Genomic DNA, 14,136 nt, shown 5'->3' with positions numbered 1-14,136 from the left:
TCAGCCGGCCGCGCCCAGCACCACCGTGGCGCGGCCCTCGGCCAGCAGTTGCCCGGCATGGGTGATGCGGAAGGCGTACTGCTGGCTGTCGTCGGCCTGCAGCAACACCTCGGCCTCGCCTTCGATCGGTCCGGCCAGGTCCTGCAGTTCGCTGACGTGTAACTGCACCCCGCGCAGCGCCACCAGCATGCCCGGCCGCACCGGCGTGCCGGCGGCACGGCCGAGCAGGCCGCCGTGCACCGCCATCGCCTGCGCGCCGTACTCGCACAGGTGCAGCGCGCGCAGGCGTTCGCCGTTGCGCAGCGGATGCGTGGCCTGGCGATGCGCGTCGCTGCGCAGCCGCACGCGCTGCGCGTCCCAGGCCACCACCTCTTCCCACAGGCACATCAGCCCCTGGTGCGGGACCAGGGCGGCGATGGCGTCGCGTCCGTGCAATGGCTCAGTGTGCATGGCGGGTCTCCTCGGCTTCGCTGGCGGTCTCGCGCGAAATCAGCAGCGCCAGCACGAAATTGAACAGCACGCCCAGCGCCACGGTGCTGCCGATTGCGCGCAGCACCGGGATGCTCGAGGCGGCCAGCAGCGCAAACACCAGCAGAGTCATCAGGCTGCACACGATCAGCGCATGCAGGGTGCGCAACTGGTCGGCGCGATCGTCGCCGGCGTGGTCGAAGAACAGCGCGTAGTCCAGGCCCAGCCCGGCGGCCAGGATCAGCGCGATCAGGTGGAACAGGTTCAGTTCGACCCCGCAGCCGCGCAGGATCGCCAGAATCAGCAGCGTGGTCAGCGCCATCGGCAGCAGCACGCGCACGATCCGCCGCGGCGTGCGCAAGGCGATCGCCACGGTCAGCGCCAGCAGCACCGCGGCCACGCCCAGCGCGGCCAGCACACGGCCGCGGTAGGCGGCGACCAGCGATTCGGAGGCATCCTTCAGGTCCAGCAGTTGCGCACCGCTGCCCTGCACCGCGCGCGCCAGCTGCGCCGGATCGCGCAGCCCGGTCAGCGACACCAGTGCGGTGGTGCGGTCCGGTCGCTCCAGCAGCAGGCCACCGACGGGGGTCGCCAGCGGCGTGCCATGCAGCGCGCGCGCGGTCAGCAGCGGCGCCGTGCGCGCGACCTGCAGGTCGGCCAGGAACGGCGCGAAGGCGTCGGCGCGGAACGGCGTGGCGGCCACCGCGGCGGCGGTGATCGCCTGCGCCTGCGCCGGATCGGGCAAGGCGGCCTGGCGCCGGCGCTGTGTGGCGGCGCTGGGCAGGTAGCGCGCGGCCATGTCGTAGCCGGCCAGCTCGCCCTGCGCCACCAATGCGTCCAGACGCGGGCGCAGGCGTTCGGAGGCGACCAGCGCCGCGTCGGCGGACGCGGCCGGCAGGGCCAGCACATAGCGCACGTCGGGCGCGCCCAGTTCCTGGCGCAGGTGCGCGTCGCGGGCCAGGCCATCGGCCGGCACCGGGGTCAGCTTGGACAGGTCGTTCTGCCAGAACGGCCCCGGCGCGAACACGATGATCGCGGCCGCCAGCAGGGCCATCGGCAGCAACGACCAGCGCGGCCGCGGCAGCCGCGCGATGCCGCGCCACAGCCGCTCCAGCATCGGCGAGTCGGCATGGTCGCGCGGCGAGGGATCGATCAGCGCCGGCAGCAGCAGGCGCGTGGTCAGCGCCGCCACCAGCAGGCCGGCGATGGTGAACACCGCCAGCTGGCGCAGGCCGTCCACGCCGGAGAACAGGAAGGTGACGTAGGCGATGCAGGTGGAGACCACACCGGTGGCCAGGGTCGGCCACAGATGGCGCGCGTTCTCGCGCGGATCCAGGCCCGGGCGCTGGTGGCTGAACAGGTGGATCGGATAGTCCTGGACCACGCCGATCAGGGTGAAGCCGAACGCCACGGTGATGCCGTGCACGCCATCGAACAGCAGCGCCACCGCACCGAGCCCGGCCAGGCCGGCGCTGGCCAGCGGCAGCACGCCCAGCACCGGGATCTTCCAGCTGCGGTAGGCGACCAGCAGCAGCACGATCAGCCCCACCGTATCCAGGGTGCCGATCCACTGCGCCTCGTTCTGGGTGCGCCCGCCGATCTCCACCGAGAACGCGCCCGGACCGGTCACGGTCAGCTTGCTCGCGCTACCCGCGGAGACCTTGGCGAAGGCGGCATGGATCGCGTCCACCGCACGCTGCTGGCCGGTGGGATCGAAGCCGGCGGCGCGGGTCTGCGCCACCAGCAGCGCGTCCTTGCCGGCGCGGTCGAACCAGACGCCCTCGCGCTGCTGCGGGCCGCCGGCCGGCTGCAGGCTCTCGGCCAGGTGCAGCACCTCCAGGGTCGGGTCGCGCGGCAGCAGCGGCTCCACCATCGCCGCCGCCGGCGAGCCCAGGTCCTGCAGCCGCGCCTGCAGCGCATCGCGCAGGGTCGGCGCATCCAGCGGCCTGGCGTCGAAGCTGTCGCTGAGCAGGTAGCGGTACGGCAGCAGGCGCGCGGGGATCGCGTCCAGGCCGGCATCGGCGCCATTGGCGACCAGTTCGAACACATCGTGTTGCGCGACCAGTTCGGCGTGCAGCGCCTGCGATTGCTGCGCCAGCGTGGCCGGATCGGCCCCGGACAGCGACATCAGCAGCAGCCGCGAGCCAGGGCCTTCGCCGAGTTCGTCGAGCAGGAGTTTTTGCGCGGGGGTGCGGGCTTCCGGCATGAACTTGCGCAAGTCCCCCGACACCTGCAGCGCATTGCCCAGCCAGATCCCGGCCACGGTCAGCAGCGCCAGCCACAGCAGCGCCAGCGAGATGCGCATCTTCGAACTGAGGGCACGCTTCATTGCCGCGTTCCCATGCATGCCTGCCCTGCGCGATCAGCGGCGGCACACGCAGCCGTCAGCCCGGCAGCGCGCTGCCGGCGCCCATCACCTGATGCGTGGTTCACGCCGCGTCGCCGTGGCACAGCGCGGTCAGTGCAGCCCCGTCGACGAGTGTACCGGCAGCCTGCGCAGCACCGGCCAGCAGGGTGCGCTGGACATCGCCCCTGGCCGGGGTGGTCTCGATGCAGCGCAGTTCGGCGCCACGGCCGTACAGGCGCAGGCTGCGCACGTGCGCGGCCACCGCCGGATCCTTGGGCTGCAGCTCCAGTTGCCAGCGCTCGCGGGTGCCGGTGCTGCTGATGGTGTACTGCTGCTGCAGCAACGCGCGGTCGCCGGACAGCAGCGCGCCGAAGCCGCTCTGCAGGCCTGCCAGTTCCGGCACGCGCGCCAGCGAGAAGCGCCGCGGCGGCTTGCCGTCGCGCTCCAGCGTGGCTTCGCCGCCGCGCAGGGTGGTGGTCTCGTGGTACGGCGCGGTGACCTCGCGCACCAGGGTCTGCGCATCCGGGCGACGGTACTCGCCCTGCACGCGCAGCGGCGTCTTCAGCAGCGCCGAGCCGCGCAGTTCGACGAAGGCGGTGCTGACCGGCGCCGGCCGCGCCAGCTTCTGCAGGATCCAGTCGGCGTCCGGCGCCTCAGGCGATGCGGCGCACAGCGGTGCGGCGCTGCACAGCAGTATCAGCATCCACGGCAAGGTGCGGCGCATCGGCATGGCGGTTGTTCCAGAAGTCGTAGAAGTTGAACCAGTTGTAGGGCGCGGAGCGGGTGTAATGCTCCAGCCTGGCGGCGTAATCGCGGATGAGCGCGGCCAGCACCGGCGCGCGCTGCCGGCGCGGCAGGTCCAGGCCTTCGCTGAAGGTCTCGAACACCAGCTCGTAGCGGTTGCCGCCGCGGTACAGGCCGAACGCCAGCACCACCGGCACCTTGAGCGCGGCGGCGATCAGCCACGGCGAGGTCGGGAACAGCGCGCCCTGGCCGATGAACGCGGCCGGCAACGCCGGATCCTCCGGGCGCGGCCGGTCTACCAGCAGCGCGACCAGCGCGCCCTCGTCTGCGGCCTGCTTGATCGCCATGACGATCGAGGTGCTGTCCATGCCGGCGTCGATGATGTTGGCGGCCAGCTGCGGGTTCAGCGCGCCCAGCAGGTCGGTCATCGCCGGATTGTGCGCCTTGTCCAGCACCACCTTGACCTGCACGTCCGGACGCTCGGTGGCCAGCACCCGCAGCGCGTCGAAGCTGCCCAGGTGCGAACCGAAGATCAGCACGCCGCGGCCGCGGTCCATCTGCGTGTGCAACTGGTCCAGGCCGCGGATGTCCACCCGGAACCGGTGCATCTGCCCGCACAGCATGAACACCCGGTCGAGGATGGTCGAGGCGAAGGTGTGGATGTGCCGCGCCACTTCCAGCAAGGTGGCCGGGCGGTCGAACACGCGGCTGAGGTAGTGCCGCGAATCGCGCCGCTCCGGGCCGCGCACCAGCAGGAAGTACAGGGTGATCGGATACAGCAGCAGGCGCCCGACGGCACGGCCGCCGTAGCGGGCGATGCTGCGGATCAGCCACAGGGCGAAGCGGCCGCCGCCTTCCGGGCGCTGCTTCCAGCCGGCGCTCACGGCGCCGCCTCGGCGTTCAGTTCGCCACTGACCAGCAGGTCCTCGCCGCGCAGCACGCGGAAGCGCCAGCGCGGCGCGGCGCCGTCCAGTTCCACCCGCGCCGGCTGGCCGGGAAACAGCGGCTGCACGAACTTCACCTGCGGCAGGCGCAGCGGCGCGCGCGCGCCGTGCGCCGCCTCGACGGCCTGCAGCACGTGGTCCAGCACCACGACGCCGGGCACCACCGGGCGGCCCGGGAAGTGGCCGGGCAGGCTGGGATGATCATGCGGTACGACGAATTGCATACGGGCGACTCATATCCTGGGTTCGAGCATCGCACGGACGGCCTGGTGCGCGCGCTGGGTCAATTCCTGGCGGTTCAGCGGGCCGTCCTCGCCGTTCACCCGGATCGGCACGCCGATCCGCACCCGGATGACGCCGGGCCGGACCCGGAACAGGCTGGTCGGCGGCAGCACCTTGCCCGCCCCGTCCAGCGCCACCGGCACCACATCCACCCCCGCGTCGATCGCGGCCTGCAGCAGCCCGGCCTTGAAGTCGGCCAGCGCGCCGTTGCGGCTGCGGGTGCCTTCCGGGAACAGGCACAGATCCTCGCCACGGCGCAGCAGCGCCGCCGCCTCGCGCCGCATCATCGCCCCGGCGCGGCGGCTGTCGCGGTCCAGGAACAGCATGCCGGTCGCACGCGCATACCAGTTCACGAACGGCACCTTCAGCATCTCGTCCTTGAGCAGGAAGCGCAGCGGCACCGGCAGCGCCATGAACAGCGCGCAGATGTCGATGATCGACTGGTGGTTGCTGACGAACAGGTGATTGCGCGACCAGTCCACCCGCTCCTGGCCCTCCACCTGCAGCCGCGCCCCGGCGCCGAACAGCAGCACCGGCGCCCAGAACCGCGCGCCCATGCGCAGCGGCAGGCGCGGCCCGGTCAGCCATAGCAGGACCAGCGCGACGACGATGCCCAGCGCGGTGAACGCCAGGGTGAATACCAGCTGCAGGGCGTTCCACACGGCCCAGGCCATGCGCGAGGGCATCCCTGCCTGCGGCAACTTGGTGTTTTCCTTGATGATCTGCACGACCTAGCGTCCCCTGCACTTCGCGCGTCAGCGCAATAGATCGCGCCAAAAAACCGGCCCCAGCCGCGCCAGCTGGTGCAGGAAGTCGGGCAGATTACGGTAGGGACGCTGCGGAAACCAGCGCCCGCGCATCAGGTACTCGCCGACGAAGAAGCCGCCGATGACCCCGTAGCCCAGCAGGTTGGCGAACAGCGAGGCGCGCGCATCGCTGATCGGCAGCGGCGCGGCCAGGCCCAACTGCGCCAGCACCCCGCTGGGCTGGGCGCACAGCGCCAGCAGCAGGTTGAGCAGGGTCAGCCCCACCAGCAGCAGGGTCCAGGCCAAGGTCAGGCGGCGGGTGTAGCGCAACTGCTCCGGGGTGATCGGCATGCCGGCCTGCCGGTACAGGGCCTCGACGATGCGGGTGATCAGCGGCGTGCGCCCGCGCTGCAGGCTGCGCCCGAAGAACCAGGCCACCCAGGCGGTGAACAGCACCGGCGGCGCGGCCAGCAGCAGCAGGGCGTGCGGCGAGCGCCACAGCGGCACCAGCGCCGCCGTCGCGGCGATGGCCAACGCCCAGGCCCAGGGCCGCCAGCGCGCCATCGGCTCCACCAGCACCATCAGCACCAGCGCCGCCCCGGCCAGCACCGCCAAGTCCGGGCGGTGCGCGGCGTTGGCCCAGTGCGCCAGCGGCGAGTAGGCCAGCGCCAGCAGCACGCCCAGGGCCAGCGCCCAGGGCGCGGCGTCGGCCGGCTCAGCTGGTCTTGTTGGCTTCGACATGCGCCGACAGCGCGCGCAGCGAGGCGAAGATGCGGCGGTTCTCGTCGTTGTCCGAGCGCAGTTGGAAGCCGTAGCGCTTGCTGATCGCCAGCGCCAGTTCCAGAGCGTCGATCGAGTCCAGCCCCAGGCCGGTATTGAACAGCGGTGCCTCCGGATCGATGTCGCCGGGCTGGACGTCTTCCAGGTTCAGGCTCTCGACCAGCAGCTCGGCCAGTTCACGTTCGGCGGCGGTTTGCGAAGACATCCAGGGGCTTCCAGGCGAAAGGACGGGTGCGACAAGATGGTGCATCAGGCGCTGCGGCGCAACCATCGGCCCGCGAACAGCACGCTATCATGCCGTTTCGCCCCGCCGTTGCGCCCGCAGGTTCCCTCAGGATGACGTCCCCCGCTGTTGCTTCCCTTCCCCCCACCGCAAACGCCGCCGCGGCAGACACGCCCGACGTGCTGGTGATCGGCGGGGGGCCGGCCGGCTGCGCGGCGGCGATCGTCCTGGCGCAGCGCGGCTGGCGGGTGACGGTGCTGGAAAAGGACCACCACCCGCGCTTCCACATCGGCGAATCGCTGCTGCCGATGAACATGCCGATCCTGCAGCGGCTGGGCGTGCTCGAGCAGGTGCGGGCGATCGGCGTGCTCAAGCTCGGCGCGGACTTCCCCAACGATGCCGGCGGCTACAACACCTTCCGTTTCGCCCACGCGCTGGGCGCGCAGTCCGACTTCGCGCTGCAGGTGCCGCGCGCCGACTTCGACCGGGTGCTGTTCGCGCAGGCGCGCGCAGTCGGCGCCGACGTGCACGAGGGCGTCCGGGTCGAGGCAGTGCAGTTGGACGGCGACACGCCGACGGTACAGGCGCGCAGCGCCGACGGCGTGCGCCACTACCGGCCGCGCTACCTGATCGACGCCAGCGGCCGCGACACCTTCCTCGGCAACAAGCTCAAGCTCAAGCGGTCCAACCCGCGGCACCAGTCGGCGGCGCTTTTCAGCCATTTCCGCGGCGTGGCGCGGCGCCCGGGCGAGGACGCCGGCAACATCAGCATCTACCGCCACGCGCACGGCTGGATGTGGCTGATCCCGCTGCCCGACGATGTGATGAGCGTCGGCGCGGTGTGCGACCCGGAGTACATGAAGACCCGCCAGGGCTGCGACAGCGAGGCGTTCCTGCTGCGCACCCTGGCGCTGAATCCGGACGTGGTGGAGCGGATGGCCGGCGCGCAGCGCGTGGCGCCGGTGCACGCCACGGGCAACTACGCCTACGAATGCACGCGCATGAGCGGGCCGCGCTGGCTGATGCTCGGCGACGCCTACGCCTTCGTCGATCCGATGTTCTCCTCCGGCGTGTACCTGGCCATGCACAGCGCCGAGCGCGGCGCGGCCATGGTCGACGCGGTGCTGCGCGAGCCGGCCAGCGAGGCGCGGCTGCAGCGGCGCCTGGAACGGCACCTGCGCGGTGGCCTGGACGAGTTCAAGTGGTTCATCTACCGCTTCACCTCGCCGACCATGCGCGAGCTGTTCGCGCAGCCGCGCAACGTGCTGCAGGTGGAACAGGCCGTGGTGGCGATGCTCGCCGGCGACGTTTTCGACAACCGCGCGGTGCTGCGCCGCCTGCGCGTGTTCCGCGCCATCTATGCGCTGTCCGCGGTGGCGATGCTGCCGCGGGCGTGGCGCGCCTGGCGCCACCGCCGCCGCCAGGCCCGCGAATCGTTCCACGGCGACACCTTGCACGGAGACACCCCATGAGCCGCCCGCACCTGCAGTTTCCGCACCACACGCAGGGCCATCCGCAGTTGCAGGTGGACTACATCGCCGAGACCGACCCGAGCCCGTTGCTGGGCGAGGACCGGGTGCTGGCGGTGTTCGGCTTCGGCGAGACTGCGCCCTATCACGACGACCCGCGCTACCTGCGCGTGCCGTTGCAGCCGCACGGTCAGCGCATGCTCGAGGTATGGCGTACCGACGCCCCGGTGCACAGCGGCCGCGACGGCGACATCGCCTGGGCCAGCGACGGCCGCCTGCAGTTCGGCGTCATCGAGATCGACGAACGCCAGGTCGACCTGGACATCGAGGAAGCCGCCGCGCTCGCCTACGCGCAGATCACCGCCTTCGTGTCCGGCAGCGCCACCCCGCGCCTGCTGCGCATCTGGAACTACCTCGACGCGATCACCCTGGGCAGCGGCGACCGCGAGCGCTACCGGCGCTTCTGCGTCGGCCGCGCGCGCGGGCTGGGCGATTTCGACGCCACCCAGCTGCCCGCGGCGACCGCGGTCGGCCGCTGCGACGACGCGCGGGTGATGCAGATCTACTGGCTGGCCGCCGCGCAGGCCGGCACCCCGCTGGAGAACCCGCGCCAGGTCAGCGCCTACCGCTACCCGCGCCAGTACGGCCCGCAGCCGCCCAGTTTCGCCCGCGCGATGCTGCCGCCGGCCGGCAGCGACATGCCGCTGCTGCTGTCGGGCACCGCCAGCGTGGTCGGCCACGCCTCCATGCACCAGGGCCAGTTGCTGGCGCAGCTGGAAGAGACCTTCGCCAACTTCGACGCCCTGCTGGCGGCCGCCCGCAGCCACGCCCCGGACCTGCCGCCGCAGTTCGGCGACGGCACCCGCCTGAAGGTCTACGTGCGCGAAGCCGCCGACCTGCCGCTGGTCGCCAATGCCCTCGACACCCGCTTCGGCGACCACGTGCCGCGCCTGCTGCTGCACGCGGTGATCTGCCGCGACGAACTGGCGGTGGAGATCGACGGGGTGCACGGCTGAGGCAGCGCGTCGCTGCGTGCGCGAGCTCGCCATCGCCGCGCCGGCGCTGCGGTTGGCTCGATCAGGCGTCGAACGCTGCGGGGTGTTAGGCCATCACTGCTGCCGCGGTTCGCCGCTTGCAAAGACGCGCACCGATTTCCAAGTCACGTCGCCGGATGATCGGTGGCGCCCGTTCCAGACCTTTTGCACTGGCATGCCATGTCCGACAGTCGCCGCAAGATCGTGATCGTGTCCGGTGCGCCTGGCGCAGGGAAAACCACCTTGGCGGTCCCGCTCGCCAAACGGCTCGGATTTCCGCTGTTCTGCAAGGATGTCATCAAGGAAACCCTGACCGACGCCCTCGGCGACAGCGGCGGCGATCTGGCCGCATCGCGCCGGATCGGCGGCGCGGCGATGGAACTGCTCTGGTCGCTGGCGCGCCATGCGCCGCAGGCGGTGCTGGAAGCCAACTTCCGGCCGCGCAGCGCGTACGAACGCGACAAACTGGTCAGCCTGGACGCCGTCATCGTCGAAGTGCACTGCGACTGCGGCCCCGACGAAACCGCCCGACGTTTTCGGGAGCGCGCGGCGGCCAGCACGCATCACGCAGCGCATCCGTTGAAAGCACTGCCGCCGGACATGCTCGCCGAGTACGCCGGACCGGTCGGACTAGGAGCCGTGGTCGCGGTGGATACGCGCATGCCGGTGGACGTGGAGCGCCTCGTCGCCGAGGTGTCGAACCGCTTGTCCGAGTAAAGCGAGCCGTCGCTTCGAACGCGAGCGACGCCGGGCACACACAGGCTCCATCATGCGCAGCCCGTCCTAACGGGTCGACAATCCGATCGGCCTGGTGACCGGTGCAACCTGCCTGCGCCTCAGGCGTCGCGCTCTCCAGCCAACAGCGCCAGCATCCGATCGCGCGGCAGCTTGCCGGTCTCGTTGCGCGGCAGGGCGTCGAGCAGGCGCAGCCGGCGCGGCAGGAACACCGGGTCCAGTTCGCGGCGCAGCGCGGCCAGGATCTTGGCTTCGTCCAGGGTCGGCGCGACCACCACCGCGGCGATGCGGCCGACCGCCTGGCCGGGTTCCGGCTCCAGCTGCAGCATCGCGCCGTCGACCACGCCCGGCAGGGCCAGCAGGCGCCGGGTGAGGTCGGCCAGCGAGGCGCGCTTGCCGGCGATCTCCAGCAGGTCGGCCTGGCGGCCGCGCACCTGGAACCGGCCGTCGGCGTCCACTTCCATCAGGTCGGCCAGCAGCACCGGCTGCGGCAGATGCGGCGCGTGCACCAGGGTGCCGTCCGGCTGCGGCGCAACGCGCACGCCGGGCAACGGCGTCCACGGCACTTCGCAGGCGGTGCGGCGGCTGGCGAACACGCAGGTCTCGGTGGAGCCGAACATCTCGCGCACCTGCCCGCCGAAGCGCGCCTCGGCGGCGGCGGCCAGCTCCTGCGCCAGCGGCGCGGTGGCCGAGACGATGCCGGCCAGCGGCGGCAGGGCGACGCCGGATTCGACCAGCGCGCGCAGATGCACCGGCGTGGTCACCAGCAGCCGCGGCGCCGGCAGTTGCGCCAGCGCGCGGGCCACGTCCTCGGGAAAGAACGGGCGCCCGGCGTGCACCGCCAGCGGCGTCACCAGCGGCAGCAGGATCGACAGCTCCATGCCGTACATGTGCTGCGGCGGCACCGTCGCCACCACCTGCGGCACCGCCGTGTCCGGCCACAGCCCGACCAGCGCCAGCAGGTCCTGGCGGGTGCTGGTGAGGAAGCTGCCCCAGGTCTTGGGATTGGGCTTGGGCGCGCCGGTGCTGCCGGAGGTGAAGCCGATCGCGACCAGCGCATCGTCGGCCAGCTGCGGCATCGGCCCGTCCAGCGACGGCAAGACGTCCGGCAACTGCCAGTAGCGCGGCGGCGGCTCGGCCAGCGCCAGGTCGCCCAGGCAATAGCAGTCGGCATGGGTGCGCTGCACCTCGGCCACCACCGCCGGCGCGCGCGAGGACGGCAGCAGCGAGGTCTGCCCGCGCAGCGCCACCGCACAGAACGCGACCATGAAACGGTAGCGGTCCTCGCACAGGTTCAGCGCGTGCCGGCCGGCCGGCAGCACCGCGGCCAGGCCGCGCACGTGGCCAAGGAAGGTGGCCAGGTCGATGTGCTCGCCGTTGGCGAAGGCCAGCGGACGGTGCGCGTCGCCGACGGCGAGCGGGTGCAGCAGGGGCGCGGCGGGAATCTCGGAGGAAACGGCGGACATGCGGGGCGGCGGCTCGGGCGGGCGATGACCCGCACGGCGCGGGAAGCCGGTAGCTTGGCCGCCACCGCCGCCGCTGGCAAGCCGGCCGGCCGCCGCAGCGGCCGCCGTCAGTGGTGGTAGCCGGTGTCGGCGGTGATCTTGCCGCGGAACACCCGGTACGACCACGCGGTGTAGCCCAGGATCACCGGCAGCAGCACCGCCAGCCCGACCAGCACGAAACCCTGCGAGGACGGCGGCGAGGCCGCTTCCCAGATGGTCAGCCCGGGCGGCACGATGTTCGGCCAGATACCCAATACCAGGCCGAAGAAGCCGAGCACGAAGAAGCACAGGGTCAGCACGAACGGGCGCGCATCGCGGCCCTGCGCCATCGCCGCGCGCCACAGCGCCACCGCGTTGACCAGCACCAGCAGCGGCACCGGCGACAGCCACCAGAAGTTCCCGTCGTGGAACCAGCGCGCCATGATCCGCGAGTCCAGGAACGGCAGCCAGGCGCTGACCAGGCCCATGAACACCACCACCACCAGCACCAGCGGCCGGGTCAGGGTGCGGGCGATGTGCTGCATCGCGCCCTCGGTCTTGAGGATCAGCCAGCTGCCGCCGAGCAGCGCGTAGCCGAACACCACCGCCGCGCCGGTGAGCATCGAGAACGGGCTGAACCAGGCCAGCACCCCGCCCAGGTACTTGCCGTCCTGCAACGGCATGCCTTCCACCAGCGCGCCCAGGATCACCCCCTGCCAGAACGCCGCGCACAGCGAGCCCAGCGCGAACGCCCAGCCCCACAGGTACTTGGAACTGCGCGCCTTGAAGCGGAACTCGAAGGCCACGCCGCGGAACACCAGCGCGATCAGCATCATCAGCACCGGCAGGTACAGCGCCGACAGCACGATCGCATAGGCCTTCGGGAACGCCGCCAGCAGGCCGGCGCCACCCAGCACCAGCCAGGTCTCGTTACCGTCCCAGATCGGCGCGGCGGTATTCATCATCAGGTCGAGCTGGTCCTCGTCCTCGGCGAACGGCGCCAGGATGCCCAGGCCGAGCACGAAGCCGTCCAGCAGCACGTACATCAGCACGCCGAAACCGATCACGCCGAACCAGATCACCGGCAATACGGTCGCCATGTCCATCAGCGGGTCTCCTCGATGTCGTCGTCGGCCGCCGACAGCGGCCGCGCCGGGGTCTTGTCGCCCTCCTGCATGCGCGGCGCCGGCTCGTGCGGCAGCGGCCCGTGGCGCAGCATGCGCAGGATGTACCAACTGCCGAACCCGAACACCAGCGCATAGGCGAGCACGTACACACTCAGCGAGATCCACACCATCGCCGGGCTGACCGGGCTGACCGCGTCGCGGGTATGCAGCAGGCCGTAGATCACGTACGGCTGGCGCCCGATCTCGGTGACGAACCAGCCGGCGACCAGCGCCACGAACCCGGCCGGCAGCATTGCGTTCCAGGCCAGGTGCAGGACGCGCCGGCGCAGCAGCGTGCCGCGCCACCAGAAGAACAGCGACACCAGTGCCAGCAGCAACATCGCCATGCCCAGCCCGACCATCACCCGGAACGCGTAGAACACCGGCTTCACCGGCGGCCGCTCGTCGGCCGGCACGGAGGTCAGCGGGGCGATCTCGCCATCCAGCGTATGGGTCAGGATCACGCTGCCCAGGCGCGGAATGGCGACTTCGTAGTCGTTGCGCTCGGCGGCCTCGTTGGGTACCGCGAACACCACCAGCGGCACGCCCTGCCCCGGCGCCTCGCCGTGCCAGTGCCCTTCCATCGCCGCCACCTTGATGGGCTGGTGCTCGAGCGTGTTCAGGCCATGCGCATCGCCAGCGGCGATCTGCAGCGGCAGCGCGATCGCGGCGAAGGCCACCGCCAGCTTGAGCATGCGCCCGGCCGCGTCCAGATGCTCGCCGCGGCGCAGGTACCAGCCGCTGACGCCGCCGATCACGAAGCAGGTGGTGATGAACGCGGCCAGCACCATGTGCGTGAGCCGGTACGGGAACGACGGGTTGAAGATCACCTCGCGCCAGTTGGCCGGCTGGAACACGCCCTCGACCACGGCGTAGCCGGCCGGCGTCTGCAGCCAGCTGTTGGCCGACAGGATCCAGAACGTGGAGATCAGCGTGCCGATCGCGACCAGGCAGGTGGCCAGGAAGTGCAGCTTCTCCGGCACCTTGTGCCAGCCGAACAGCATCACCCCCAGGAAAGAGGCCTCCAGGAAGAACGCGGTCAGCACCTCGTAGCTGAGCAGCGGGCCGAGGATGTTGCCGGCGCGTTCGCTGAGCACCGCCCAGTTGGTGCCGAACTGGAAGCTCATCACGATGCCGCTGACCACGCCCATGCCGAAGGACACGGCGAAGATCTTCAGCCAGAAGAAGTACAGATCGCGCCACACCGTGTCGCGGGTGCGCAGCCAGCGCCATTCCAGGAACGCCAGCCAGCTCGACAGGCCGATGGTGAAGGCCGGGAACAGCACGTGGAAACTGATGACGAATCCGAACTGGATGCGCGACAGCAGCAGGGCGTCCATGAGTAGCGCCTGAGGCAGCGGAAACGATGCCTATTGTTGGTGCGGCGCGGCGAAATGGGATGTGACGGTTTGTCGCAGCGGCGTCTTGTTGCAGCCGCTGCGGTGCGGGATTGCGCATGCACCCAGGCACGTCCAGCACAACGACACTCACGCGATCGGGCGGACGCCAACGGCGCCGATCCAGCGTAGCGGCGCACGTGGCAGAAACGTGCGTGCAACGCGCTGCGAATTGCGGACCGCGTCTGCATCACACCGATGCAGTTGCGGCAGGACTGCCAGCGCAAGCCGGCAGTGCCGACAGCATAATCGGCGACCTCGAGCAGGCGCCGCTCCCTGAATTGGCGCTGCCATGGCCGGATTGCGATACACGGCAG

General features: G+C 71.2%; 14 protein-coding genes. 3 read left to right on the top strand and 11 right to left on the bottom strand.

Features of this window, described 5'->3' with window-relative positions; translation table 11 throughout:
- From FHR66_RS16835 to xanC, 8 genes are all read right to left on the bottom strand, one after another.
- Positions 1–435: a phosphotransferase gene (locus FHR66_RS16835; protein WP_160970531.1), complete on the bottom strand. Its 435-nt coding sequence runs from the start codon at positions 433–435 to the stop codon at positions 1–3.
- A 4-nt stretch (positions 436–439) separates the two neighbouring features.
- Positions 440–2,797: an MMPL family transporter gene (locus FHR66_RS16830; RefSeq protein ID WP_160970507.1), complete on the bottom strand. Its 2,358-nt coding sequence runs from the start codon at positions 2,795–2,797 to the stop codon at positions 440–442.
- Between the two features lie 100 nt (positions 2,798–2,897).
- Entirely contained in the window at positions 2,898–3,545 is a 648-nt protein-coding gene (locus tag FHR66_RS16825; RefSeq protein WP_167087959.1) for a LolA-related protein, read from the bottom strand.
- Positions 3,469–4,443 (bottom strand): LpxL/LpxP family acyltransferase, encoded by a 975-nt coding sequence (locus tag FHR66_RS16820; RefSeq protein WP_160970505.1) that lies wholly within the window; start codon positions 4,441–4,443, stop codon positions 3,469–3,471. Before FHR66_RS16820 ends, FHR66_RS16825 begins: the two co-directional genes overlap by 77 nt.
- Positions 4,440–4,727, bottom strand: coding sequence for a hypothetical protein (locus FHR66_RS16815; protein ID WP_017914445.1), 288 nt, complete (start codon positions 4,725–4,727; stop codon positions 4,440–4,442). The genes FHR66_RS16820 and FHR66_RS16815 overlap by 4 nt, the downstream gene beginning before the upstream one ends.
- Before the next feature lie 9 nt (positions 4,728–4,736).
- Complete coding sequence (locus FHR66_RS16810; protein WP_167087972.1) at positions 4,737–5,486, bottom strand: lysophospholipid acyltransferase family protein; 750 nt, start codon at positions 5,484–5,486, stop codon at positions 4,737–4,739.
- 54 nt (positions 5,487–5,540) lie between these two features.
- Complete coding sequence (locus FHR66_RS16805) at positions 5,541–6,272, bottom strand: COG4648 family protein (protein ID WP_160970503.1); 732 nt, start codon at positions 6,270–6,272, stop codon at positions 5,541–5,543.
- A complete protein-coding gene (gene xanC, locus FHR66_RS16800; protein ID WP_003470209.1) occupies positions 6,247–6,516 on the bottom strand; it encodes a xanthomonadin biosynthesis acyl carrier protein XanC in 270 nt (89 codons plus the stop codon). The genes FHR66_RS16805 and xanC overlap by 26 nt, the downstream gene beginning before the upstream one ends.
- Positions 6,517–6,647: 131 nt before the next feature.
- Here xanC and FHR66_RS16795 point away from each other — a divergent pair, with 131 nt between their 5' ends.
- The 3 genes from FHR66_RS16795 to FHR66_RS16785 all read left to right on the top strand — a co-directional run bounded on the left by FHR66_RS16795 (position 6,648) and on the right by FHR66_RS16785 (position 9,754).
- Positions 6,648–8,006: an NAD(P)/FAD-dependent oxidoreductase gene (locus FHR66_RS16795; protein WP_202394979.1), complete on the top strand. Its 1,359-nt coding sequence runs from the start codon at positions 6,648–6,650 to the stop codon at positions 8,004–8,006.
- On the top strand, positions 8,003–9,019 hold the full coding sequence (locus FHR66_RS16790) for a chorismate transformation enzyme, FkbO/Hyg5 family (protein ID WP_160970501.1): 1,017 nt from the start codon (positions 8,003–8,005) through the stop codon (positions 9,017–9,019). Before FHR66_RS16795 ends, FHR66_RS16790 begins: the two co-directional genes overlap by 4 nt.
- A 198-nt stretch (positions 9,020–9,217) precedes the next feature.
- Positions 9,218–9,754, top strand: a complete 537-nt coding sequence (locus FHR66_RS16785) for an AAA family ATPase (RefSeq protein WP_160970499.1) — start codon at positions 9,218–9,220, stop codon at positions 9,752–9,754.
- A 119-nt stretch (positions 9,755–9,873) separates the two neighbouring features.
- Here FHR66_RS16785 and FHR66_RS16780 read toward each other — a convergent pair whose 3' ends face one another.
- From FHR66_RS16780 to FHR66_RS16770, 3 genes are all read right to left on the bottom strand, one after another.
- The gene (locus tag FHR66_RS16780) at positions 9,874–11,238 is read right to left on the bottom strand and encodes an AMP-binding protein (RefSeq protein WP_160970497.1); all 1,365 of its coding nucleotides are present in this window, start codon (positions 11,236–11,238) and stop codon (positions 9,874–9,876) included.
- 107 nt (positions 11,239–11,345) lie between these two features.
- Entirely contained in the window at positions 11,346–12,362 is a 1,017-nt protein-coding gene (gene cydB, locus FHR66_RS16775; RefSeq protein ID WP_160970495.1) for a cytochrome d ubiquinol oxidase subunit II, read from the bottom strand.
- Positions 12,362–13,762 carry a cytochrome ubiquinol oxidase subunit I gene (locus FHR66_RS16770; protein ID WP_160970493.1) on the bottom strand — a complete coding sequence of 467 codons (1,401 nt, stop codon included), beginning with the start codon at positions 13,760–13,762 and terminating at the stop codon, positions 12,362–12,364. The genes cydB and FHR66_RS16770 overlap by 1 nt, the downstream gene beginning before the upstream one ends.
- Between the last annotated feature and the right edge of the window lie 374 nt (positions 13,763–14,136).

It is taken from the genome of Xanthomonas sp. F4, assembly GCF_011761895.1.
Note: the sequence above shows the minus strand (reverse complement) of the source record. Positions and strands in the feature narration are given on the sequence as shown.

Excerpts from the sequence above, each read along its gene's own strand:
- FHR66_RS16825 (WP_167087959.1), bottom strand. The coding sequence starts at position 3,545 with ATGCCGATGCGCCGCACCTTGCCGTGGATGCTGATACTGCTGTGCAGC.
- FHR66_RS16795 (WP_202394979.1), top strand. The coding sequence starts at position 6,648 with ATGACGTCCCCCGCTGTTGCTTCCCTTCCCCCCACCGCAAACGCCGCC.
- FHR66_RS16815 (WP_017914445.1), bottom strand. The coding sequence starts at position 4,727 with ATGCAATTCGTCGTACCGCATGATCATCCCAGCCTGCCCGGCCACTTC.
- FHR66_RS16830 (WP_160970507.1), bottom strand. The coding sequence starts at position 2,797 with ATGAAGCGTGCCCTCAGTTCGAAGATGCGCATCTCGCTGGCGCTGCTG.
- FHR66_RS16770 (WP_160970493.1), bottom strand. The coding sequence starts at position 13,762 with ATGGACGCCCTGCTGCTGTCGCGCATCCAGTTCGGATTCGTCATCAGT.
- FHR66_RS16805 (WP_160970503.1), bottom strand. The coding sequence starts at position 6,272 with ATGTCGAAGCCAACAAGACCAGCTGAGCCGGCCGACGCCGCGCCCTGG.
- FHR66_RS16790 (WP_160970501.1), top strand. The coding sequence starts at position 8,003 with ATGAGCCGCCCGCACCTGCAGTTTCCGCACCACACGCAGGGCCATCCG.
- FHR66_RS16780 (WP_160970497.1), bottom strand. The coding sequence starts at position 11,238 with ATGTCCGCCGTTTCCTCCGAGATTCCCGCCGCGCCCCTGCTGCACCCG.
- FHR66_RS16785 (WP_160970499.1), top strand. The coding sequence starts at position 9,218 with ATGTCCGACAGTCGCCGCAAGATCGTGATCGTGTCCGGTGCGCCTGGC.
- cydB (WP_160970495.1), bottom strand. The coding sequence starts at position 12,362 with ATGGACATGGCGACCGTATTGCCGGTGATCTGGTTCGGCGTGATCGGT.
- xanC (WP_003470209.1), bottom strand. The coding sequence starts at position 6,516 with ATGTCTTCGCAAACCGCCGCCGAACGTGAACTGGCCGAGCTGCTGGTC.